Origin of the sequence: Paraclostridium dentum (assembly GCF_048568265.1) — a bacterium.
Taxonomy (GTDB): domain Bacteria; phylum Bacillota; class Clostridia; order Peptostreptococcales; family Peptostreptococcaceae; genus Paraclostridium; species Paraclostridium dentum.
Genome location: NZ_CP183813.1, coordinates 2,762,135 through 2,785,629, shown reverse-complemented (window position 1 = coordinate 2,785,629; position 23,495 = coordinate 2,762,135). Strand labels below are relative to the sequence as shown.

Genomic DNA, 23,495 nt, shown 5'->3' with positions numbered 1-23,495 from the left:
ATTGGAGGCAAAGCGATATGAAAAAATATATGATGGCATTAGATCAAGGAACTACAAGTTCAAGAGCTATATTATTTGATAAAGAAGGAAATTTAGTAGCTACGTCACAAAAAGAATTTACTCAATTTTATCCAAAGCCAGGATGGGTAGAACACAATCCTATGGAAATATGGGGAAGTCAAAGTGGTGTAATGAGAGAAGTGTTAGAAACTAATGGCATTAAACCAGAACAAGTTTGTGGTATTGGTATAACAAATCAAAGAGAAACTACTATAGTTTGGGATAAGAATACAGGTAAGCCGGTATATAACGCAATTGTATGGCAATGTAGAAGAACATCTCAGATATGTGATGAATTAGAAGCTAAAGGATATAAAGATAAAATAAAAGATAAAACAGGATTGATTCTTGATGCATATTTTTCAGCAACTAAGATAAAATGGATACTTGATAATGTTGAGGGTGCTAGAGAGAAAGCTGAAAATGGAGAATTATTATTCGGAACAGTAGATACATGGTTAATATGGAACTTAACTAGAGGTAAGGTGCATGTTACAGATTACTCAAATGCAGCAAGAACAATGTTATATAATATAAAAGATTTAAAATGGGATGATGAAATATTAGAAATACTAGATATACCAAAAAGTATGTTACCAGATGTTAAACCATCTAGTTATGTATATGGACACACTGATGAGTATATGTTAGGTGGAGCGGAAATTCCTATAGCTGGATGTGCAGGAGATCAACAAGCAGCATTATTTGGTCAGACTTGTTTTGAAGAAGGATGCGCTAAAAACACTTATGGAACAGGTTGTTTTATGCTTATGAACACTGGAGAGAAGATGGTTGAGTCAAAAAATGGATTACTTACAACTATAGCTTGGGGTGTTGATGGTAAAGTAGAATATGCGCTAGAAGGAAGTATATTTATAGGTGGAGCATCTATACAATGGTTAAGGGATGAATTAAGAATACTATATGATGCTAAGCAAAGTGAATTCTATGCTGAGAGTGTAAAAGATACTAATGGTGTATATGTAGTTCCAGCTTTTGCAGGACTTGGAGCACCGTATTGGGATATGTATGCAAGAGGATCTGTTATGGGTCTTACTCGCGGAGCCAACAGAGCTCACTTAGTTCGTGCTACACTTGAATCAATAGCATATCAAGTAAAAGATGTATTAAATGCTATGCAAGAGGACTCAGGCTTAGAGCTTAAAAACCTTAAAGTTGATGGTGGAGCTAGTGCTAACAATTTCTTAATGCAGTTCCAATCAGATATATTAAATGTAAGCATAAACAGACCTAAAGTACTTGAAACTACGGCGTTAGGAGCAGCATATCTTGCTGGGTTAGCAGTAGGATTCTATGAAAATAAAGAGGATATTAAAAAGTCTGTGTCATTAGAAAAAGAATTTGAGCCAAACATGAGTGAAGAAAAAAGAAACTTACTATACAAAGGATGGAAAAGAGCAGTAAATAGATCTCTTTTATGGGCAAAAGAAGACGAAGAATTTGAAAAAGAGTTAGCTAGTGCAAAAAATTAATGATAGATTACAAGTAAAAGTTATATAATTAAAGTAAATAGTAAAAAAATTAAAGATTTATAGATATTGGTATTAAGCAATAAAGGAGATAAAATGGAAAAAATACTATTTGCTCATAGAGGAATGTCTACATTAGCACCAGAAAATACTTTATCAGCATTTTCATTATGCAAGGATAAAGGAATAAAATGGTTTGAATGTGACATTGATATTTTAAAAGACAAAACTCTAGTAATAAACCATGATGATACACTAGACAGATGCACTAACAAAACAGGGTCTTTATATGATATTTGTAAAGAAGATTTAAAGCATATAGATGCAGGAAGTTGGTTTGGTGACGATTATATTGGAGAAAAAATACCTACTTTAGATGAGTTGATTGAATTGATAAATAAATATAAATTAAACGTCAATTTTGAATTAAAATCATGTTGCGGAGGTAAAGAATTAACTCAAGAACTTATAGAGAGATTTGTAGAAGCTTTAAATAAATTAGATGGTGATATAGGAGTTATTGTATCGAGTTTTAACCCATTAATGCTATCTAAATTTAAAGATTTAAGTCCAAATACTTCTGTAGGATGTTTATTTGAAACACACACTTTACAAGATGATTGGTCTTCTATTATGGAAATGTGCAGAGCTGATTATATACATCCACAAAATGAAGGCTTAACTAAAGAAATGGTAGAAAAATTTAGAAGTTATGGATATAAAATTAATGTTTGGACTGTAAATGACCTAGCAAGAGCTAATCAACTATTTAATTGGGGGGTTACAGGTATATTTACAGATATAGCGGATAGATTCCCTAAATCATATAAGTATAAAGAGGATATAGTTTGTGAAGCAAATATATAACCAAAATAATTTAGGGTAGTGACAGTTAAAATAATCTATGATAATATAGAATTATAAAAGGAAAACGATTTTAAAAAATGAAATATTATGGCGAAGAGATAAGAGAGCCTTCTATACATTGTATAGGGGGGCTCTCTATTTTTTTTTCAAGGAGGCAAAATTATGTATGATATAGCAATAATAGGAGCAGGGATAAGTGGAAGTGCCATAGCTAGAGAATTATCAAAGTATAATTTAAAAACAGTAGTTATAGAAAAAGGAATAGAAGTTTGCCAAGGAACTACTAAGTCAAATAGTGCTATAGTGCATGGTGGATATGATGCAAAGGTTGGAAGCTTAAAAGCTAAGTTAAATATAGAAGGTAATAAATTATATAAAGATTTATGTAAAGATTTAAACGTAGACTTTAAACAAATAGGATCGTTAGTTTTAGCATTTGATGAAGAAGAAATGAAACACGTTAGAGGTTTATACGAAAGAGGATTAGAAAATAAAGCTACTGGATTAAAAGTATTAAATAAAGAAGAAGTATTAGAACTAGAACCAAATGTTAATGACAATGTAGTTGGAGCATTACTTTGTGAGAGTGCAGGAATTGTTTGTCCATTTAACTTAAATATAGCACTTATGGAAAATGCTATGTTTAATGGGGTAGATTTAAAACTAGAATCTGAAGTTTCAGACATAGTTAAAGAAGGAGATTGTTTCAATATAAAAATAAAAAACAAAAACAATATAAAAGCTAAATATGTTGTAAATGCAGCTGGAGTTTTTGCTGATAAGATAAATAACATGATAGGTGGAGATGAATATTTTATAATACCTAGAAAAGGAGAATATAAAATATTAGATAAAAGTGAAGGTAAAATTGCTAATCATGTTTTATTCCAATGTCCAACTGAAAAAGGAAAAGGTGTATTGGTTACACAAACGGTACATGGAAATTTATTAGTAGGTCCAAATGCTACTGCTGTAGATGAAAAAGAAGATGTATCTACATCAAAAGAAGGAATTAGTGAAATCGTAAATAGCTCTAAAAAGACTATAGAAAATATTGATTTCAGAAAAACAATCACTAGTTTTGCAGGACTTAGAGCAACTCCAAATACAGGAGACTTTATGATATTTGCATCAAAGAAATGTAAAAACTTTATAAATGTTGGAGGAATAGAATCACCAGGTCTTGCATCAGCACCAGCAGTTGCAAAATATGTTGTAGAAATTCTTAAAGAAGAAGGATTAATGTTAAGTGAAAATAAAAAGTTTGAGTCTAAGAGACATAAGAATAAACCTTTCATAAAAATGACTCAAGAAGAAAAAGAAGAAATTATGAAGAAAGATCCAAGATATAAAAAAATAGTTTGTAGATGCGAAAGTATAACAGAGGGCGAAATTATAGATGCAATAAATTCACTATGTGGAGCTAGAACATTAGATGGAGTCAAAAGAAGAGTAAGACCAGGTATGGGAAGATGCCAAGGAGGATTTTGCGGACCTAAAGTTATAGAAATATTAGCAAGAGAACTTAAAATAGATGTGGAAGATGTTTTAAAAGACTACGAAAACTCTAATACTGTATTAGGAAAATCAAAAGAATTAAGGGGTGAGTTAGTTGAAATATAATGTTGTAGTTGTTGGAGGAGGACCTGCAGGTTTAGGTGCAGCAGTTGAAGCTAAAAGAAATGGTGCAAAAGATGTACTTATAATAGAAAGAGACAGAGAATTAGGTGGAATACTTAATCAATGTATACACAATGGTTTTGGATTACACGAGTTTAAAGAAGAATTAACAGGACCAGAGTACGCTCATAAATTCATAGAAATGGTTAAACAAGAAAATATTGAATATATGCTAGATACAATGGTTTTAAATATAAGTGAAGATAAGACTATAGAAGCTTTAGGTGAAGATGGAATAATAAATATAAAAGCAGATGCTATAGTTTTAGCAATGGGATGTAGAGAAAGAACAAGAGGAGCGATAGATATACCTGGATATAGACCAGCAGGAGTTTATAATGCTGGAGCTGCTCAAAGACTTTCTAATATGGAAGGATATATGGTAGGAAAAGAAATTGTTATATATGGGTCTGGTGATATAGGGCTTATAATGGCAAGACGTATGACATTAGAAGGAGCTAAAGTAAAGGCAGTAGTTGAAATAAACCCACATTCAAGTGGATTAACTAGAAATATTGTTCAATGTTTAGATGACTTTGATATACCTTTAATGTTAAGTACAGGAATAACACATATAGATGGAAAAGAAAGAGTAAAAGGGGTTACAATTAGTAAATTAGATGAAAACAGAAGACCTATAAAAGGAACAGAAGAATATATAAGCTGTGATACTCTTCTTTTATCTGTTGGACTTATACCTGAGAATGAATTGAGTGTTGAAGCTGGAGTTGTATTAGACAATAAAACTAGTGGACCTATTGTAAATAATTCTATGGCTACAAATGTAGATGGTGTGTTTGCATGTGGGAATGTTGTCCATGTTCATGACTTAGTTGATTTTGTTACAAAAGAAAGTAAGATAGCTGGAAAGAACGCAGCTTTATATTGCTTAAACAAGTTAAATAAAAATAAAGAAGTAAATACAGTTGCAGATAATGGAATTATATATATAGTTCCTCAAAATATAGATGTTAGTAGCGATGAAGATGTAAATTTATTTATGAGAGTAAGAGAAATTTGTAAAAATAAAAAGTTAGTTGTTAGAAGTAACGATGAAATTATTTTAGAGAAAAAGAGACCTCATATGATACCTTCAGAGATGGAGAATATAAAAATTAGTAAAGATTTATTTAAAGATATTAAAGGAAATATAATTGTAAGTGTAGAGGAGGCATAATTATGAAAAATGTTACTTGTACAGTATGTCCAATGGGATGTTCATTAGTTGTAAGTAAAGTTGATGGAGAGTATAAAGTTGAAGGAAACACATGTAAAAGAGGAGCAAAATATGGAGTAGAGGAAGTTACAAATCCAAGAAGAGTTATAACTACTACAGTTAAACTTAGCGGTTCTTATTTAAACTTACTTCCAGTTAAAACTAATGACTCTGTGCCTAAAGAGTTAATGTTTGATATTATGAAAGTTTTAGATAAAGTATGCGTATGTGCACCTGTTAATGTGGGAGATATTATAGTTAAAGACATATTAGGAACAGGTGTTGATATTGTAAGTTCTAAGAGTATGGAAAGTATGAATACAAGTGATAAAAATAGTGATCATGAATTAAGAGATTGTATATAATAAAAAATTAATGGACAATAAAAATAACCTTCTTTAGATATAAATATATTTAAAGGAGGTTACTTTTATTGTTAGAATTATTAAAGTATATAACTTATTTTAGTAATAACTATATAGTTGGTTAAATATACTTAAGTATAAAAAATAAAAATAAAAATTTTAGAGGAATATAGAAATTTTTATAGAATTATATATAATAGATAGAGTATGTGATAAATTATAATTAAATATTAGAGATTATAGGTTTTTTAAAATTAATAGGGAAAGAGGTTAAAATCCTCTGCAGCCCCCGCTACTGTAAAGCTGATGAAACTTTTAAAACCACTGTGAATTTTACGGGAAGGAAAAGGAGTAAAGAGAAGCTAAGCCAGGAGACCTGCCTATAATTGAAAAATTAAGTTCTTCGGGGTGAAGGAAAATAATTGAAAGTATCATAGTTTAAAACTACTATGTTCGCTTTGTCATGTTATTAAATCCTAATCCAAAGATTGGGATTTTTTTATGTATGCCCTTTAAAACTTAGAGTTGATTTAGTCATTTTATCACATGAAACAATAATGTACTAAATAAAAAAAGAGAGGGATTTAAAATGAATTATTTAAAATTATCAGTTATAGCAGGGTTACTACTTGTAATCTTAAATCCTGTGACTTCACATGCAATGCACATCATGGAAGGATTCTTACCTATGCAATGGTCTATATTATGGACTGTCGTATTTATACCATTTTTCATATACGGGTTAAAATCAATAAATAAAATAGTAAAAGCTGATCCTAAAAAGAAAGTACTATTAGCTCTAGCAGGTGCATTTGTATTCGTACTATCAGCTTTAAAAATACCATCTTTAACAGGTAGTTGTTCACATCCTACTGGTGTAGGTCTAGGAGCAATATTGTTTGGGCCATCTGTAATGGCAGTAGTTGGAACTATAGCTTTGCTATTTCAAGCTATACTTCTTGCACATGGAGGACTTACAACTTTAGGAGCAAATGCTTTTTCTATGGCGATAGTAGGTCCTATAGTATCATTTTTAATATTTAAATTCTGTAAAAAAAGAAACATTAGTACAGGGAAAAGTGTATTTTTTTCTGCAGCATTAGGAGATTTAGCTACATATACTGTAACTGCAACTCAATTAGCATTAGCATTCCCTGATCCAGCAGGAGGTATATTAGGATCATTAGTAAAATTTTTAGGTGTATTCTTTATAACTCAAATACCTATAGCAATTGCAGAAGGATTATTAACTACATTAGTATACAATTTAATAACACAAAATGAAGAAGGAGTTGTAGAAGATGAGTACAAATTCGAAAGTCAAAACTAGAAATAAAAATATACTATTATTAATTTTAACAGTAATCTTAATAATAACTCCGTTAATATTAAACTCAACTGCTGAATACGGAGGTGCTGATGGAGAAGCAGAATCTTTAATTAGTGAAATAAATCCTAATTATAAGCCTTGGTTTAATAGCTTATATGAACCACCTAGTGGTGAGATTGAAAGTTTACTTTTCTCTACTCAAGCAGCTATAGGGGCAGGAATAATTGGATATTTTTTAGGATATAAAAAAGGAAAAAAAGATAAATGTTAGAAATTGACAACTGTGCATATTTAAATAATATAAAAAATGTAAATCCATTGATAAAATTAGGAATTACATTTATAGGAGTTATAGCTTCTATGATTACCCAAAATGCAAATATACATATACTTATAATGCTATTTATGACAGCTTTAATACTATTTATAGCAAGAGTAGATATGAAACTATACATTAAATGTTTAAAAATACCTATAATTTTTTTAATTATAGGTATTGGGTTAAATTTGATTAATATATCATTTGAAAATAAAGATTATATATTCAATGTAAATATATTAGGATTATACATAGGTACTACTGAATTTGCTGTAAAAAGCTCAGTAAACATATTACTTAGAGCTATGAGTTGTATTATATCAATTTATTTCTTAATACTTACGACTCCATTTAATCAATTAATAATAGTATTAAAAAAACTACATATTCCACATACACTTATAGAATTGATGATTTTAATTTATAGATTTATATTTATATTTATAGAAGAAGCAGAAGAAATATATAAATCACAACAACTAAAATTTGGGTATACGAATTTAAGAACATCATATAATTCAATGTCATTACTTATAAAAACATTATTCTTTAGAATGATGAGAAGATATGAAGATATGAGTATATCTTTAGATATAAAGTTGTATGATGGTAAATTTCACGTATAGGAGACTAAAATGTTTAAAGTAGAAAACTTAACATATAAATATGAAAAAAATAATAAAGCATTAGACAATATAAGTTTAGATTTTTCAAATGGGAATATGATTGGAATAATAGGTTCAAATGGGTCAGGAAAGTCAACTTTATTTATGAACTTAATGGGCATATTGAAACCTTCAGCAGGAAAAATTATTTATAATAGTAAAGAGTTAAGTTATAAAAAGAAAGATCTATATAATTTAAGAAGAGATGTAGGTATAGTATTTCAAGATCCAGATAAGCAGATATTTTATTCAAGAGTATATGATGATGTTGCATTTTCTTTAAGAAATATAGGGTTAGAAGAAAGTGAAATAAATAAAAAAGTTTATAGAGCATTAGAATTGGTTAATGCTATAGATTTAATAGATAAACCAGTACATTTTTTAAGTTATGGTCAGAAAAAAAGAGTAGCTATAGCATCTGTTATAGCCATGGAAAACAAAGTTGTTTTATTAGATGAGCCAACAGCTGGATTAGACCCAATAAGTACAAAAGCTATTATAAAAATATTAAAAGAATTATGTGAAAAGGGTATAAAGGTAGTTATATCGAGTCATGATATGGATTTAATATATGACCTTTGTGACTACATATATGTTTTAAATAAAGGCAAGATAACAATTGAAGGAAATTCTAATGAAGTTTTTAAAGATGATTTAAAAATTAAAGAAGCAGGATTAAATAGTCCATGGCTTGTAAAAATACACAAAAATATGAATTTACCTTTATTTAGAAAAGAAGAGGATTTATACGATTATTTTAATAAAATATGTATAAATTCTGTTAATAATTAGCCCCTAATCTTATTAAGTTAAGATTAATATATATATAATAAATAAATACCTTTAGTCTAAATTTAATCCTTGGATATATATCTGAGGATTTTTTCTTTGTAGGAAAAATTAAAAAAATGGATATGATTAATATGGGCTTTTAATAAATTTGAATAAATATAGATAATAGATTAAAATATACATATAACATATACAATCAGGAGGTAATGATGGATATAGATTCACTAAACCCCGCCCAAAAAGAAGCGGTATTAAAAACAGAAGGTCCAGTGCTTATATTAGCAGGAGCTGGTTCAGGAAAAACGAGAGTTTTAACAACAAGAATAGCTCATCTTATGAAAAATAAAGGAGTGCATCCTAGTAATATATTAGCAATAACATTTACAAATAAAGCTGCAAATGAAATGAAGGAAAGAGTTGAAGAAACTATAGATTCGGATGTTAAAGATATGTGGATAACAACTTTCCATTCATGCTGTGTTAGAATTCTTAGAAAAGATATAAATAGAATCGGATATAATAGATCTTTCGTTATATATGATAGTTCAGACCAAGTTACTTTGGTTAAAGATTGTTTAAAGGAATTAAACTTAAGTGATAAATCTTTTGAACCTAAAGTAGTTATAAGTTACATTTCTGGAGCAAAAGATAAATTATTAAGTCCTAAAGAATATAAAGATATGCATAGAAATGATGCGAGAATGAATAAAATTGCAGATGTATATACTTTATACCAAGACCGTTTAAAAAGAAATAGTGCGTTAGATTTTGATGATTTAATAATAAAAACTGTTGAGTTATTAAAAAAGGAAGAAAGTGTACTAGCCTACTATATAAATAAATTCAGATATATAATGGTAGATGAGTACCAAGATACAAGTAAAGCTCAATATGAATTTATAAAGTTACTAGCCAAAGAGCATCAAAACATATGTGTTGTTGGAGATGATGACCAAAGTATATATGGATGGAGAGGTGCAGATATAAGAAATATACTTGAATTTGAAAGAGACTATGATGATGTTCATGTAGTAAAATTAGAACAAAATTATAGATCAACTCAAGTTATATTAGATGCAGCCAATACAGTTATCTCTAATAATATAGAAAGAAAGAGAAAAAAACTTTGGAGTGAGCAAAAAGAAGGCGAAAAGATTAAAATACAGGTAACATCAGACGAGATAGAAGAAGCGGATTTTGTTGCTGATAATATATGGAGAATTCATAGAAAACAAAATAAACCTTTTAAAGACTTTGCTGTATTATACAGAGCAAATGCACAAGCCCGTGCTATAGAGGATGCTTTAAATAGAAATCAAATACCATATAATATATATGGAGGAACTAAATTCTATGAAAGAAAAGAAATAAAAGATTTGGTTGCATACTTAAGAGTTCTTCAAAATGTTCAAGATGATATATCTTTAAAGAGAATAATAAATGTTCCTAAAAGAGGAATTGGACTTAGAACAATAGAAAAAATAGAAGATAGAGCTAGCTTAAAGCAAGAAAGTATATTCTCGGTTCTTTTAGATGTAGATACTAACTCTGATATATCTACAAAGGCTAGAGCAAACATAAATGGATTTGTAGATTTAGTAGGAACTCTTAGAGTAATAAAGGATGCTTACTCAGTAAGTAAACTTATAGAAAAAGTTTTAGATGTTACTGGATATTTAGATGAACTTGAAAAAGATAAAAATGAAGACGCTCAAGACAGAATAGATAACTTAAAAGAGTTTATATCAATTGCTATTGAATTTGAAAATAGTAGTGAAGAAAAAGATTTAGAAACATTTTTAACTAATGTAGCTCTTACTTCAACAGAAAGTGATGATGAAGAAAATGACAGAGTATCACTTATGACAATCCATACATCTAAGGGACTTGAGTTTCCAGTTGTCCATTTAGTTGGTATGGAAGAAGGATTATTCCCTATATCTAGAGCAGTAAGATCTATGAGTGAATCTGATATAGAGGAAGAAAGAAGACTTTGTTATGTTGGAATAACAAGAGCTAAAAAAGAACTTTTCATGACACTTACAAAGAAAAGAACTCTTTATGGAAAAACTAATCCATCTATACAATCTAGATTTATGGAAGAACTTCCAGAGGAGTGTATAGAAAAATTAAATAAAGAAGAACATGAATTAAGTTATTCTAAAGCTAATTACAATATATTAGATAAATATAAGCAAAAATATATGAAATCTATGAACAAGGCTAGTGTAGCAAATAAGGTAAATGCCACTATAAAAGAAAATAAACCAGAACCTACATCTGATGATATAAAATTAGGTTCAAAGGTTTATCATCCTAAATTTGGGGTAGGAACTGTAGTAGCAGCTGTTGGATCTGACTTAACAATAGCTTTTAATAATCAAGGTATAAAGAAGATAAATAAAGAATATACGACACTTGATTTATTATAAAATAAAAGTTTTAAGGGGGATTTGTAATGAATTCAAAAGAATTTGCAAGAAACTTAATAGGGTTTATAGAGAAAAGCCCTACAGCTTTTCACTCAGTAGAGACATCTGAAGAGTTATTAAAATTAAATGGGTTTAAAAAACTTGACTCAAGAGAAGAATGGAAACTAGAGCAAGATGGAAAATACTATACGACTAAAAACTCATCAGCAATAGTTGCATTTACAATAAACACTAATAATTTAAAAGAAGATGGATTTAGAATAATAGGATCACATTCAGATTCTCCATCTTTTAGAGTTAAGCCAAATCCAGAAATGGAAGCTGAAAAAACTTACTTGAAATTAAATACAGAATGCTATGGAGGTCCTATACTAAATACATGGTTAGATAGACCGTTAGCAATAGCAGGAAGAGTTGTACTTAAAGGAAAAAGTATATTAAGACCTGAGGAAACTTTAGTAAATATAAATAAACCTATATGTATAATTCCTAATTTAGCAATACACATGAATAGAGAAGTTAATGAAGGGGTAGCTCTTAATAAGCAAAAAGACATGTTACCATTAGTGGGATTATTAAATGATTCTCTAGAAAAAGATAACTTCCTTTTAAAAACTATAGCTAAAGAATTAGGAAGAAAAATAGAAGAAATTATTGATTTTGATTTATTTTTATACGAATATGAAAAAGGAATGTTAATAGGGCCTAATGAAGAGATGATATCTTGTGGAAGATTAGATAATCTTTCAATGGCGCATGCTAGCTTACATGCACTTATAGATGCTAAATCATTAAATGGAGTAAATGTAGTTGCTGTATTTGATAATGAAGAAGTTGGAAGTTCAACTAAGCAAGGTGCTGATTCTAATATGTTATTAAATGTATTAGAAAGAATATCTTTATGCTTAGGTCAAAATAGAGAAGAATTTTTTAGAAGTTTATATTCTTCATTTATAATATCTGCAGACCTTGCACATGCAGTTCATCCTAATGTAGGAGAGAAGCATGACCCAACAAATAGACCTGTTATGGGGAAAGGGCCTGTTATAAAAATAAATGCAAACCAAGCTTATACTAGTGATAGTCAATCTATAGCTGTGTATAAAACTATATGTAAAGAAGCAGGAGTAAACTGCCAAGAATTTGTTAATAGATCTGATGTAAGAGGTGGAAGTACAATTGGACCTATATCATCTACGCATATAGATATACCATCTGTTGATGTTGGAAGTCCAATATTAGCTATGCACTCTATAAGAGAATTAGGATGCGTAGAAGATCATATGGATATATACAAAACTTTTAAAAAGTTTTATGAATTATAAGATTTAAATAGATAAATTAAAAAGGGGGGATGTATAAAAGGATTTTACCTTTATACACCCCCTAAATTTATTATATAAATAAAAACTTAGGTTAGGAGTGAATTAGTATGAAAATAGGATTATGTTTAGCTGGTGGTGGAGCTAAAGGAGCCTTTCAAGCAGGTGTAATATATGGGTTATATGAAAGAGGTTTAGACTTTGATGTAATATCAGGAACTTCAATAGGAGCAATAAATGGTTATTACATATACACAAAAAATGTTAACAAGTTGAAAGAAATGTGGATAAATATTCAGACAATTGGTGAAAACGGTGTCAAAATAGTTGATAATACTGTGGATAACTCTTTAGCAATTGATTTATTAAGCAAACTTGAGGATAACTCTAAAATTAAGAAAAACTTTTATGTAAATTATGTGCAAATTGATAATTCAAGAATGAATGAAGTTGTAGTAGATATATCAAAAGAAAGTTATGACCAAGGCCTAGACAGTATAAAATATAGTTCACTGCTTCCTTTTAGACCTTCAAAAGATTTAAGTCCATCGGAGCAATTTAAAAAAGATTTAATGGATGGAATATATAATGGATATAAATTAGATGGAGGAATGATAAATAATACGTTATTAAAACCATTGATAGATGAAAAAGTTGATAAAATTGTATTAATAACTATGAAAAAAGATTTTGGAGTACCAGATTATGTAAAGCAGTCGTATAAGGAAGAAAATATAATTATAGTAAAACCTAATATAGAATTTAGTAAAAATGCTACTTTAAATTTTGAAGGAGAATTTTGTAAACAAATTTTTAATGAAGGATATGAAATATCTAAATCTTTAAATATTCTAGTCTAATAAATGGGAATTAGGCTCAAAATGTTGAATAAATCTGCGTATGCTAGTATAATAAAAAGGTTCTGAATTTGAAATATAAAAATGGAGTTGATATAAACTATGGCAACTAAAAGAATTGCTGTACTAGGTGGACCTAGATGTGGAAAGACAACATTAATACAACATTTATACGTTGAAATGAAAATAGCAGGCTTAGATGTAGGTTATGCGTTAGAGTACTCAACAGAATATTTAAGAGACAAAGGCATGATAGAAACTATATCTGAACAATATGGTATATACTTAGGTCAAAAGAAAATAGAAGATGATTTATCAGGATTTGAATATGCACTAACTGATTATGCTACATTTGTACCATATGTATATGGAAGATTTATGTTAGGTGATAGAAAAAGAACTAATAAAGAAATTCAAATTTTAAAAGACTTATATTGTCTAGCTATAGAAGATATACAAAACTATGATATGATAGTTTATGTTCCAAGACAATTTGGATATGTTAAAGATGGAGTTAGATGGCAAGATGAAAGTATTGCTATACAAATAGATGAAGCTATATTAAGTTTCTTAAAGTCTGAAAATATAAATTATGTAGAAGTATCAGGATCTACTAAAGATAGAGCAAAACAAATTTTAGATTTATTAGATATTAAATACGAAGAAACTGAATTGTTAGATTCAACTGATGAAAAATAGGCTGCTTAAATAAGTAGCTTATTTTTGTGATTTTTTATTATTATTGGTATATAATATAAAATGAGAATAAAAAAACTCATAAGAAAGGAAGTACATAAAATGGAAAATAAGAACCCTATAGTAACTATAGAAATGGAAAATGGAAAGCAAATAAAAGTTGAGTTATATCCACATATAGCTCCTAATACTGTTAAAAACTTTGTATCTTTAGTAGAATCAGGATACTATGATGGAGTTACATTCCACAGAGTTATACCTGGATTTATGATACAAGGTGGATGCCCTGATGGAAATGGAATGGGTGGACCAGGATACTCAATAAGAGGAGAATTCACTCAAAATGGACACACTAACAACTTAAAGCATGATAGAGGAGTTATATCAATGGCTAGAACAATGGCTCCAAACTCAGCTGGATCACAATTTTTCTTAATGCATGCTAATTCTCCACACTTAGATGGACAATATGCATCATTTGGTAGAATAATTGAAGGTATAGAAGTTGTAGATGAAATAGCTTCTGTAAGAACAGATAGAATGGACAAGCCTCAAACTCCACAAGTAATGAAAAAAGTTACTGTTGAGACATTTGGAAAAGACTATTCAGACGTAGAAAAAATGTAGTAGATAGCTTGTAGGGTTGTATATTGATTTCCTTCACACGACAAACTGCGTTTGTAAGTGTTTCGTCAATCAATATACAATCCTACTTCGCTTTTTGGATGAGAAGAGTGAAGAATATAAAGGAAGAGAGATTCTTAAATTTTAAGAATCTCTTTTTTAATTTATTGATTATTTTATAGTTAAAAAACATAATTAGATAGCTTATTATTTGTATTTTCTATATTTATAGAAAATGAAAAATAAGTGTAGTAGAATTAAAGCGACATAAATTGTAAAAGAATGATTTATAATACATTGTTTTCAATTAAATTCAGATAAAGGGGAACTGATTATGAGCGATTATAAAGATGAAATGAATGCAATTGAAAGAAAAGCTGCGTACTTTAGAGGGGAAAGGGTAGATAGATTACCGTGTAGTTTAATGTTTGAGGAAACTGCAGCGGTTTATGCAGGTATAGATGTAGAAGAATATTATTTTGATTCTGACAAAATGTTAGAAGCTGAAAAATATATAGTAAGGGAACTTGGAGTAGAGAGTGCTGGAATAAATGTTACGCTAAGAGGTATGGGTGAAGCGTTTGGAAGTAAAATGGGATATAATTCAGATAGGGCATCGCATTTAATCGAACCAGCATTAAAGGATTACAAAATGTTACAGCACATGGATATAGTAAATCCATTAAAGGATGGAAGATTGCCAATAATACTGGATTCTTTAGGAAAAATAAAAAAAGAATTAGGAAAAGAAGTAAGTATCGGAAGTGGGGTATCAGGTCCGATTAGTGCAGCTTCAGCTGTTAGAGGTACTACAAATTTAGTTAGAGATATGATTAAGGATAAAGAAAACTTACATAAATTATTAGATTTAATGACAGAGTGTAATTTGGCTTATGCAAAAGAAGTATATGAACGTTATGGACTAGTTTGTGGAATTGGAGATCCAATATCTTCAGCGGATTTAATAAGTCCGAAACAGTTTAGAGAATTTGCAAAGCCATATCTTGAAAAAACTATAAATGGAATTTATAAAATTACTGGACAGAAAACAACATTACATATTTGTGGAAAAACAAAAGGTATATGGGAAGATATTGCAGATATGAATTTATCTGCATTCAGTGTAGATAACTGTGAAGATATAGAGCTTCTTAAAAATGTAATTGGAGATAAAATGTGTATAATAGGAAATATAGATCCTGTATCAATAGTAAGAAATGGATCTATAGATGATGTATATTCAAGTGTTAAGGAATGCATAGTAAAAGCTAGTGATAGTCCTAATGGGTATATAGTAGCTTCTGGCTGTGATATACCTGCAGGAGCGCCAATTGAAAATATAAAAGCCGTAACAGAAGCTACTAAGAAATATAGTAGGGGAATAAAAATGGGAGAGTGTGCTGATTGGAAAGAATAAGATAATAAATAAGAGAGAGATTTAAATCTCTCTCTTATTTATTATCTTATTCTTTATACAAAAATAGTAGTTAACAAACAGGGGGAGTATATGGTTGATGACGAAAGACTTAAAGTGAGAACTTTGAGCACTTTGTCTGAAGGAATCAACTATATACTCCCGCAAGTGTATTAACTACTATATATTTTTCTTAACAGCTTCTGTTAAATTTGGAACTAATTGTTTCTTTCTAGAAACAGCTCCTTCAACAAACACTCCTTGAGAAGCATTAACACCAAATGCATCAGATATTATTTTATCTTCAGCTTTGTATATTAGATAAGATCCTTCTTTTATTATATCTGTAATAGCTAATACTAACATATCGAAATCAGTACTGTTTATATAGTTTAAGAATTCATCTTGCTTATTAAGAACAGCATCTATGTCTAAAGTAAATACTTGTCCTATTCCAACTTTTTTACCTTCCATATCAAAAGGTTTGAAATCCATATTTACTATTTCTTCAACTGTAAATCCATCTAATGAAGAACCAGCTTTAAACATATCCATAGCATATTTTTCAACATCTACTTTAACTATTTTATTTAATTCTTCAACAGCTTTTTTGTCCATATCTGTAGTTGTTGGAGATTTGAATAATAAAGTATCTGATAGTATAGCAGACATTAATAATCCAGCTATCTCATAAGGTATTTCTATATTATTTTCCTTAAACATTTGAGTTATTATTGTACAAGTACATCCAACAGGCATTAATCTCATTGATAAAGGAGTAGAAGTTTGCATTCCTCCTAATTTATGATGATCAACTACTTCAACTAATTCAGCATCTTCTAAACCATCTATACTTTGTCCGTACTCATTATGGTCTACTAGTACAACTTGAGGCTTACCTTCTAGTACTAAGTTAGCATCATCCTTGCATATATTTGATATAGAAGATAATACAGTTGGAGCCTCAACTTTGAAGTAGTCTAAAACGTACTGAGCTTCTTTTCTTACTTCACCTAAAGCGTAAGCTTTAGCTGTATTTCCTAATTGATTTTTTAAGTATGTTAATGATATTGATGAACAGATAGAATCTGTATCTGGGTTTTTATGACCGAAAACTAATAAAGTCATTTTAAATCTCCTTTCATATTTAAAAAAATTTATGGATTAATTTTTCTTAAGTTAACAAAATTAAAAACTTTAATCGTAGCTTATATTATATCAAAAGGAGGGAAAAATTTGCTACAAAAACACAAAAAAATTAATAAGAATAAACTTTTAATACTGTTTATATTTATAGGTATTTTAATAGGGGGGATAATTTCATCAAGACTAATTTTTTCCGAAAAACCACCACAGGACACATCTAAGGTATTAAATACAATAGAAAAAGTAGCAGAACTTTCAACTTCTAAGTACAATTATAGCAATATAGTTACTATTACTAAGGATAAAAGTTTTAAAAATATTAAAATTCCATTCACAGAAAAATCTTTTATTATAAAGTACAATGGGATAGTAAAGGGTGGAGTAAACTTAAAAGACATAACAATTGCAAACAACACAAGAAATTCAATAACTATAAACATTAATAAGTGGGGGATAATAGAACACTATATAGATGAAGAAAATGTATATATATATGATGTGAAAAATGCACTATTCAATAGAGTTGAGGTAAATGAGGTTTTAAAAGAACTATCTAATAGCAAGAAAGAATATGAAAAGAAAGTTATAGATGAAGGGTTTTTAGAGGAAGTTAAGATTAGTATAAAGAAAAATTTAGAAGGTAATCTAAAAAATTTAGGATATAAAGAAGTTATTATAAATTTTAAAGAATAGTAATTGGAATTTATAAAAAAAGCTGTTGATCTAATAATCAATAGCTTTTTTTATACAAAAAATTACATGAAAATAGACTTTTAAAATTCATTTTAAAAAATATTTTAACGAATAGATAAAAAATTAACGAAAAATTATTGACAATTGTTTTCTCAGGATATATTATATAAACATAAAGTTTGTTAATTAACTAACATTGATATAAATCAACTAATATCTTGGGAGGATTTTAAAATGACTAAAGAAGCTAAAAAGGTAGTGAATATGAATGGTTTAAAAGAAATGACAGCATCTGAAAAGGTTAACGATTTAGTTAAAAAAGCTAATATAGCTAAAGCTGAGATGCTGAAGTTAGATCAAGAAGCTGTAGATAAGATTGTTAAAGAAATGGCAATGAAAGGTCTTGATAAACATATAGAACTTGCTCAACTTGCTGTAGACGAAACTAAAAGGGGAGTTTTCGAAGATAAAGTAACTAAAAACATATTTGCAACTGAGTACGTTTATAATAGTATAAAGTACAAAAAAACAGTTGGTGTTATAGAGGAAAATGAAGAAGAAAATTATAAGTTAATAGCAGAACCTATAGGTGTTATAGCAGGAGTTACTCCTGTAACAAACCCAACTTCAACAACTATGTTTAAATCTATAATAGCTATGAAAAGTAGAAATCCAATTATATTTAGCTTCCATCCATCAGCTCAAAAGTCTTCATCTGAAGCTGCTAAAATAGTTAGAGATGCAGCTATAGCAGCAGGAGCACCAAAAGATTGTATTCAATGGATAGAAGAGCCATCAATTGAAGCTTCAAACGCTTTAATGAAAAATGATGGAGTGTCATTAATATTAGCAACAGGGGGACCAGGTATGGTTAAAGCTGCATACTCTTCTGGAAAACCAGCGTTAGGAGTAGGAGCAGGGAACGTACCATGTTATATAGAAAAAACAGCTGATGCAAAACAAGCAGTAAATGATTTAATATTATCAAAAACATTTGACAACGGAATGATATGTGCATCAGAACAAGCTGTAATAATAGATGAAGAAATTTATGATGAAGTGGTAGGATTAATGAAATCTTATGATTGCTATTTCGTAAATAAAGAAGAAAAAGAATTATTAGAAGGATTAGTTATAAACAAAGAGAGTTGTACAATAAATGCTGACATAGTAGGACAAAGTGCTTATAAAATAGCTCAAATGGCAGGTATAAAGAATGCACCTAAAAATGTAAAAATATTAGTTGCTGAACTTGAAGGAGTTGGATATGATCATCCATTATCTAAAGAAAAATTAAGTCCAGTCTTAGCTTGTTATAAAGTAAAAGGGTATAAAGAAGGAATACAAAAATGTGTAGAAATGACAGAATTTGGTGGACTTGGACACTCTGCAGTTATACATTCAAATAGCGACGATATAATACTAGAGTTTGGGAAAAAGGTTAGAACAGGTAGATTACTTGTAAATGCACCTTCAACTCATGGAGCAATAGGTGATATATATAATGTAAATATGCCATCATTAACGTTAGGATGTGGATCTATGGGTAATAACTCAACAACAGACAATGTATCAGCAGTAAACTTAATAAACATTAAAAAAGTTACTATGAGAAGAAATAATATGCAATGGTTTAGAATACCAGAGAGAGTTTACCATGAATTTGGATCAGTTAGCTATTTAGAGAAAATGGCAGATACTAATAGAGTAATGATAGTTACAGATAGAATGATGGTTCAATTAGGATATGTAGATAAATTAACTTATCATTTAAGAAAGAGAAACAACCCAGTTATGATAGAAGTATTTTCAGATGTAGAACCAGATCCATCAGTAGATACAGTATTAAATGGGGCAAATGTTATGAGACAATTTAAACCGGATACTATAATAGCTTTAGGTGGAGGATCATCAATGGATGCAGCTAAAGGTATGTGGTTATTCTATGAAAATCCTGAAGTGAACTTTGATGATTTAAGACTAAGATTTATGGATATAAGAAAAAGAGTATTTAAGTTCCCTAAATTAGGAAGACAGGCAAAAATGGTAGCTATACCTACAACTTCAGGAACAGGTTCAGAAGTTACATCTTTTGCAGTAGTAACAGATAAAGTTAATAACGTAAAATATCCTTTAGCAGATTATGAGCTAACTCCAGATATAGCAATAATAGACCCTAACTTTGTTATGACAGTTCCTAAAGCTGTTACAGCAGATACAGGAGTAGACGTATTAACTCATGCAATAGAAGCGTACGTGTCAGTAATGGCTACAGACTATACAGATGCATTAGCTATAAAAGCTATACAAATGGTATTTGAATATCTTCCAAGAGCATATAAAGATGGTAGTGACAAAGAGGCAAGAGAAAAAATGCATAATGCATCATGTATGGCAGGTATGGCATTTGCAAATGCATTTTTAGGAATAAATCACTCATTAGCTCATAAATTAGGATCAGAATTCCATATATCACATGGTAGATCTAATGCAATATTATTACCATATGTTATAAGATATAATGCAACTAAACCAACTAAGTTCTCAGCATTCCCTAAATATAAATCATTTGTAGCTGATAAGAAGTATGCTGAAATAGCAAGATACTTAGGGTTAAAAGCTAAAACTACAGAAGAGGGCGTTGATAGTTTAATAGATGCTGTAAATAAATTATTAGTTGAACTTAATATACCAAGAACAATTGCTGAATGTGGAGTAAGTGGAAAAGATTTTGAAGCTGCAGTTGATAAGTTAGCTTTAGATGCATTTGATGATCAATGTACACCAGCTAATCCAAGATATCCACTTGTATCAGAATTAAAAGATATATACTTAACTGCATTTGGAAAAGTTGATAAAAAATAAGAAATGAGAATTTTCAGAAAACAAATTGACTAGTGAAGAATGGTATACTATACTTTGATTATAAGTAATAAATAAAGGGGCCTATTAAGGCCCCCTTATTTATTTACAATTATAGTGCTTGTTTAGTAAAAATTACTTTTTCCTTATCGTTTTTAATAGATATAATTGAATTTGAGTAATCAATTTCAAAGTTTGCGAATGCAGAGAATAAATCAATATCTCTCATAAGATGTACTGTCATTAAATTATTTAATTTATTGAATCTAAGTATTATTGATCTAACGAATGGAAATTGTAACCTTGATGCAAAGAAAATGCTACTATCGCCACAATCTATATCTAAGCTTCTATAATTAATATCAATAAATAAGTCTATATCGTTATCTTCCTCTCTTATAATCCTATAGTCAAATTCTGTATCTAAATTTAAATTTCCTATTTTAATCATAAACAACAACTCCTTAATAGTTATTAATAAACTATTATACTCCAAAAATTTTAAATATCAATATTATAATAAAAAAGAGCTTTCATCGGGGGAACGAAAGCTCACAATTGGGGAGATTGAGTTAAATATTGTTTAAATATTTATATATTATATTATTACCTCAATTTTAAGTTTTATAACACAAAAATCAAAAAAACTCCCTAAAATTTTAGGGAGAAAGAATTATTTTTTATTTATAAATTTAGGGCCTAAGTATTTTTTTATATCTTCTTCTGAAGAAAAGTCATCTAATAGTATTTCTCTACCGCTATCTTCTAATATTACTAAAACTTCGCAATCACCTTGTAAGAAGAATTTTCTAACAGTATCTTCTCTTACTTCCCTAACTTTAGTTACGTTTTTTTTCTTCTTTTCATAATCTTTTGTATAGTAACTTTCCATCATATTTATAACTTTTGTATATCTATTCATATAAAAGTACCTCCTAATAAGTTTCGAAAAAATATGTTATAATAAGTGTTTGTATTAACCTAATAATTATAACAAGGAGTATTAATAATGGCTAGCCTAAAAAAGATTGATATAGAGAAAAGCATAAATTTTGCAAAAGAAAATAAGTTAATAGATGAGTTAAATAAAGTATATGAATCTGTACCTAATGGAAATTGTACAGGGTGTGGTAATTGTTGTATGGAATCAGTAGGTATAAATTTAATTGAATTTATAAATATATACCATTATTTAAGCCTTGATGAAGATTTAAGAAAAAAATGTTTGAGTAAGGTTATAGATTATTATTTCTTAGAATATGTAAAAAAGAGTCCTTGTCCATTTAAAGATGAAAATAATAGATGCTTAATTTATGAAGTGAGACCTTTAAATTGCAGAATATATGGACACTGGACAAAAGAAGACTATAACTCAAACTTAGAAAATATAAGTAATAGAAATAAAGAGTATGCATCTTTAATAAAAGATAAATATAAATTTGAAATTAATAATGATGTTGTGAATTTTAAAATAAATTACTGTGAATCATTTAAACCAAACGATAGATATTTGAGAAAAGATGAAAGACTTAACTTTGCAGATTCTATGATGGTATTAGATTCGAAAATTTATTCAAAAGGAATAATGAATATAGAATTCAAGGATAGAGGTATCGTAGAGTATTTTATAGAATCATTATTATACGAAGATACAGCTTATAATATAAAAATAAGAGTATCAAAAGATGAGAGCGTAAGAAAGTGTGCTTTAGATAGATTAAAAACAATAGTATTGTAAGGTGATTCTAATGAGATTTAAAAATATAAAAGGAAACTCTTTTTACATAAGAGGAGGAACAAACACTGGGGTTTATGTGTTTAGTGATAAAAGTGCTTTGATTATAGATCCAGGGCTTCCAGGTGTTAGACCTAGAAATATAATTAGAGATTTAGAAAAAGAAGGAATAACTATAAAATGGATGATAAACACGCATGAACACAATGACCACTATGGAGCGGGATATCAATTTAAAGAAAAATACCCTAATTTAGTAAATATGTCTAGTTTCTATTCAAAGTTGTATATAGATAATCCTATCTTATTTTCTACATATATAATGGGTGGAAATACTAATGAATTTTTTGATAATATATTAATGAGTAAAAATATGAAAAATGTAAGTATAGATAGGACTATAAAACCAGGAAAATTACATATAAATGGCGAATATATAGAAATAATTGATTTAAAAGGCCATACAGCTGGTTCAATAGGAGTACTAACTAAAGATAAGGTGCTTTTTTTAGGAGACATGCTAGTAGGCGAGGAACTTTTATATAAGTTTGATTTATTATTCATATTTGATGTAGAAGCATATTTAAATTCATTGGATTTATTACAAACAATAGATTTTGAATATGCTGTGTTGGGTCATTGTAAAAAAGAGTTAGATAAATTTGAAACATTAGACTTATTAAATAAACATAGAGAGTCAGTAAATAAATATTTAAATCAAATAAGAAATATAATGAAAGAGCCTACAAGCTTAGAGTCTATTTTGAAAATTATATTGAATGAAAATAATTTAAGTTATAATTATAAGGAATATCACTTCTTTAAGTCAACGTTGGTTGGAATGATAAGTTACCTAAATAAATTAGGTGAAATTAAATATTTTATAGAAGATGGAGATGTTCTTTATTATACAAAATGAATATAATTTAT

Annotated in this window: 22 protein-coding genes and 1 riboswitch; of the genes, 19 read left to right on the top strand and 3 right to left on the bottom strand. The window is 28.8% G+C overall.

Annotation, left to right across the window (positions count from 1 at the left end):
- Positions 1 to 17 precede the first annotated feature (17 nt).
- The 15 genes from glpK (at position 18) to ACN6I1_RS12880 (ending at position 16,132) form a co-directional block, all read left to right on the top strand.
- Positions 18 to 1,553: a glycerol kinase GlpK gene (gene glpK, locus ACN6I1_RS12950; RefSeq protein WP_419742155.1), complete on the top strand. Its 1,536-nt coding sequence runs from the start codon at positions 18 to 20 to the stop codon at positions 1,551 to 1,553.
- Positions 1,554 to 1,646: 93 nt separating this feature from the next.
- Positions 1,647 to 2,417: a glycerophosphodiester phosphodiesterase family protein gene (locus ACN6I1_RS12945; RefSeq protein ID WP_419742154.1), complete on the top strand. Its 771-nt coding sequence runs from the start codon at positions 1,647 to 1,649 to the stop codon at positions 2,415 to 2,417.
- A 162-nt stretch (positions 2,418 to 2,579) separates the two neighbouring features.
- Positions 2,580 to 4,040 (top strand): NAD(P)/FAD-dependent oxidoreductase, encoded by a 1,461-nt coding sequence (locus ACN6I1_RS12940; protein WP_419742153.1) that lies wholly within the window; start codon positions 2,580 to 2,582, stop codon positions 4,038 to 4,040.
- Entirely contained in the window at positions 4,030 to 5,274 is a 1,245-nt protein-coding gene (locus ACN6I1_RS12935; RefSeq protein ID WP_195948309.1) for an NAD(P)/FAD-dependent oxidoreductase, read from the top strand. Before ACN6I1_RS12940 ends, ACN6I1_RS12935 begins: the two co-directional genes overlap by 11 nt.
- A gap of 2 nt (positions 5,275 to 5,276) precedes the next feature.
- Positions 5,277 to 5,678: a DUF1667 domain-containing protein gene (locus ACN6I1_RS12930; protein ID WP_021428369.1), complete on the top strand. Its 402-nt coding sequence runs from the start codon at positions 5,277 to 5,279 to the stop codon at positions 5,676 to 5,678.
- 224 nt (positions 5,679 to 5,902) lie between these two features.
- Positions 5,903 to 6,077: riboswitch (cobalamin riboswitch) on the top strand.
- Between the two features lie 190 nt (positions 6,078 to 6,267).
- The gene (locus tag ACN6I1_RS12925) at positions 6,268 to 7,008 is read left to right on the top strand and encodes an energy-coupling factor ABC transporter permease (protein WP_021428387.1); all 741 of its coding nucleotides are present in this window, start codon (positions 6,268 to 6,270) and stop codon (positions 7,006 to 7,008) included.
- Positions 6,980 to 7,279, top strand: a complete 300-nt coding sequence (locus ACN6I1_RS12920; protein ID WP_021428421.1) for an energy-coupling factor ABC transporter substrate-binding protein — start codon at positions 6,980 to 6,982, stop codon at positions 7,277 to 7,279. The genes ACN6I1_RS12925 and ACN6I1_RS12920 overlap by 29 nt, the downstream gene beginning before the upstream one ends.
- Complete coding sequence (gene cbiQ / locus ACN6I1_RS12915) at positions 7,273 to 7,953, top strand: cobalt ECF transporter T component CbiQ (protein ID WP_419742152.1); 681 nt, start codon at positions 7,273 to 7,275, stop codon at positions 7,951 to 7,953. Before ACN6I1_RS12920 ends, cbiQ begins: the two co-directional genes overlap by 7 nt.
- A gap of 9 nt (positions 7,954 to 7,962) precedes the next feature.
- On the top strand, positions 7,963 to 8,784 hold the full coding sequence (locus ACN6I1_RS12910) for an energy-coupling factor ABC transporter ATP-binding protein (RefSeq protein WP_419742151.1): 822 nt from the start codon (positions 7,963 to 7,965) through the stop codon (positions 8,782 to 8,784).
- A gap of 209 nt (positions 8,785 to 8,993) precedes the next feature.
- Positions 8,994 to 11,216, top strand: a complete 2,223-nt coding sequence (locus ACN6I1_RS12905) for a DUF3553 domain-containing protein (RefSeq protein WP_419742150.1) — start codon at positions 8,994 to 8,996, stop codon at positions 11,214 to 11,216.
- 26 nt (positions 11,217 to 11,242) lie between these two features.
- On the top strand, positions 11,243 to 12,541 hold the full coding sequence (locus ACN6I1_RS12900; RefSeq protein WP_419742149.1) for a M18 family aminopeptidase: 1,299 nt from the start codon (positions 11,243 to 11,245) through the stop codon (positions 12,539 to 12,541).
- Between the two features lie 107 nt (positions 12,542 to 12,648).
- A complete protein-coding gene (locus ACN6I1_RS12895; protein WP_419742148.1) occupies positions 12,649 to 13,398 on the top strand; it encodes a patatin-like phospholipase family protein in 750 nt (249 codons plus the stop codon).
- A 99-nt stretch (positions 13,399 to 13,497) separates the two neighbouring features.
- Complete coding sequence (locus tag ACN6I1_RS12890; RefSeq protein ID WP_021428476.1) at positions 13,498 to 14,094, top strand: ATP-binding protein; 597 nt, start codon at positions 13,498 to 13,500, stop codon at positions 14,092 to 14,094.
- Between the two features lie 99 nt (positions 14,095 to 14,193).
- Positions 14,194 to 14,718: a peptidylprolyl isomerase gene (locus tag ACN6I1_RS12885; RefSeq protein ID WP_021428410.1), complete on the top strand. Its 525-nt coding sequence runs from the start codon at positions 14,194 to 14,196 to the stop codon at positions 14,716 to 14,718.
- A 331-nt stretch (positions 14,719 to 15,049) separates the two neighbouring features.
- A complete protein-coding gene (locus ACN6I1_RS12880) occupies positions 15,050 to 16,132 on the top strand; it encodes a uroporphyrinogen decarboxylase family protein (protein WP_021428372.1) in 1,083 nt (360 codons plus the stop codon).
- 177 nt (positions 16,133 to 16,309) lie between these two features.
- On the opposite strand, the gene ACN6I1_RS12875 is transcribed toward ACN6I1_RS12880, so the two are convergent.
- The gene (locus tag ACN6I1_RS12875; RefSeq protein ID WP_021428479.1) at positions 16,310 to 17,257 is read right to left on the bottom strand and encodes a manganese-dependent inorganic pyrophosphatase; all 948 of its coding nucleotides are present in this window, start codon (positions 17,255 to 17,257) and stop codon (positions 16,310 to 16,312) included.
- A 108-nt stretch (positions 17,258 to 17,365) separates the two neighbouring features.
- On the opposite strand from ACN6I1_RS12875, the gene ACN6I1_RS12870 reads away from it, so the two are divergent.
- Together ACN6I1_RS12870 and adhE are read left to right on the top strand one after the other, a co-directional pair.
- Complete coding sequence (locus ACN6I1_RS12870; RefSeq protein ID WP_021428438.1) at positions 17,366 to 17,968, top strand: DUF4230 domain-containing protein; 603 nt, start codon at positions 17,366 to 17,368, stop codon at positions 17,966 to 17,968.
- A gap of 234 nt (positions 17,969 to 18,202) precedes the next feature.
- A complete protein-coding gene (gene adhE / locus ACN6I1_RS12865; RefSeq protein ID WP_419742147.1) occupies positions 18,203 to 20,833 on the top strand; it encodes a bifunctional acetaldehyde-CoA/alcohol dehydrogenase in 2,631 nt (876 codons plus the stop codon).
- A 109-nt stretch (positions 20,834 to 20,942) separates the two neighbouring features.
- Here adhE and ACN6I1_RS12860 read toward each other — a convergent pair whose 3' ends face one another.
- Complete coding sequence (locus tag ACN6I1_RS12860) at positions 20,943 to 21,281, bottom strand: hypothetical protein (protein ID WP_419742146.1); 339 nt, start codon at positions 21,279 to 21,281, stop codon at positions 20,943 to 20,945.
- A gap of 222 nt (positions 21,282 to 21,503) precedes the next feature.
- Positions 21,504 to 21,752: a hypothetical protein gene (locus tag ACN6I1_RS12855; protein WP_021428389.1), complete on the bottom strand. Its 249-nt coding sequence runs from the start codon at positions 21,750 to 21,752 to the stop codon at positions 21,504 to 21,506.
- Between the two features lie 87 nt (positions 21,753 to 21,839).
- Here ACN6I1_RS12855 and ACN6I1_RS12850 point away from each other — a divergent pair, with 87 nt between their 5' ends.
- Positions 21,840 to 22,568: a YkgJ family cysteine cluster protein gene (locus ACN6I1_RS12850; protein ID WP_021428409.1), complete on the top strand. Its 729-nt coding sequence runs from the start codon at positions 21,840 to 21,842 to the stop codon at positions 22,566 to 22,568.
- A 10-nt stretch (positions 22,569 to 22,578) separates the two neighbouring features.
- Positions 22,579 to 23,484 carry an MBL fold metallo-hydrolase gene (locus ACN6I1_RS12845; RefSeq protein WP_021431681.1) on the top strand — a complete coding sequence of 302 codons (906 nt, stop codon included), beginning with the start codon at positions 22,579 to 22,581 and terminating at the stop codon, positions 23,482 to 23,484.
- Positions 23,485 to 23,495 lie beyond the last annotated feature (11 nt).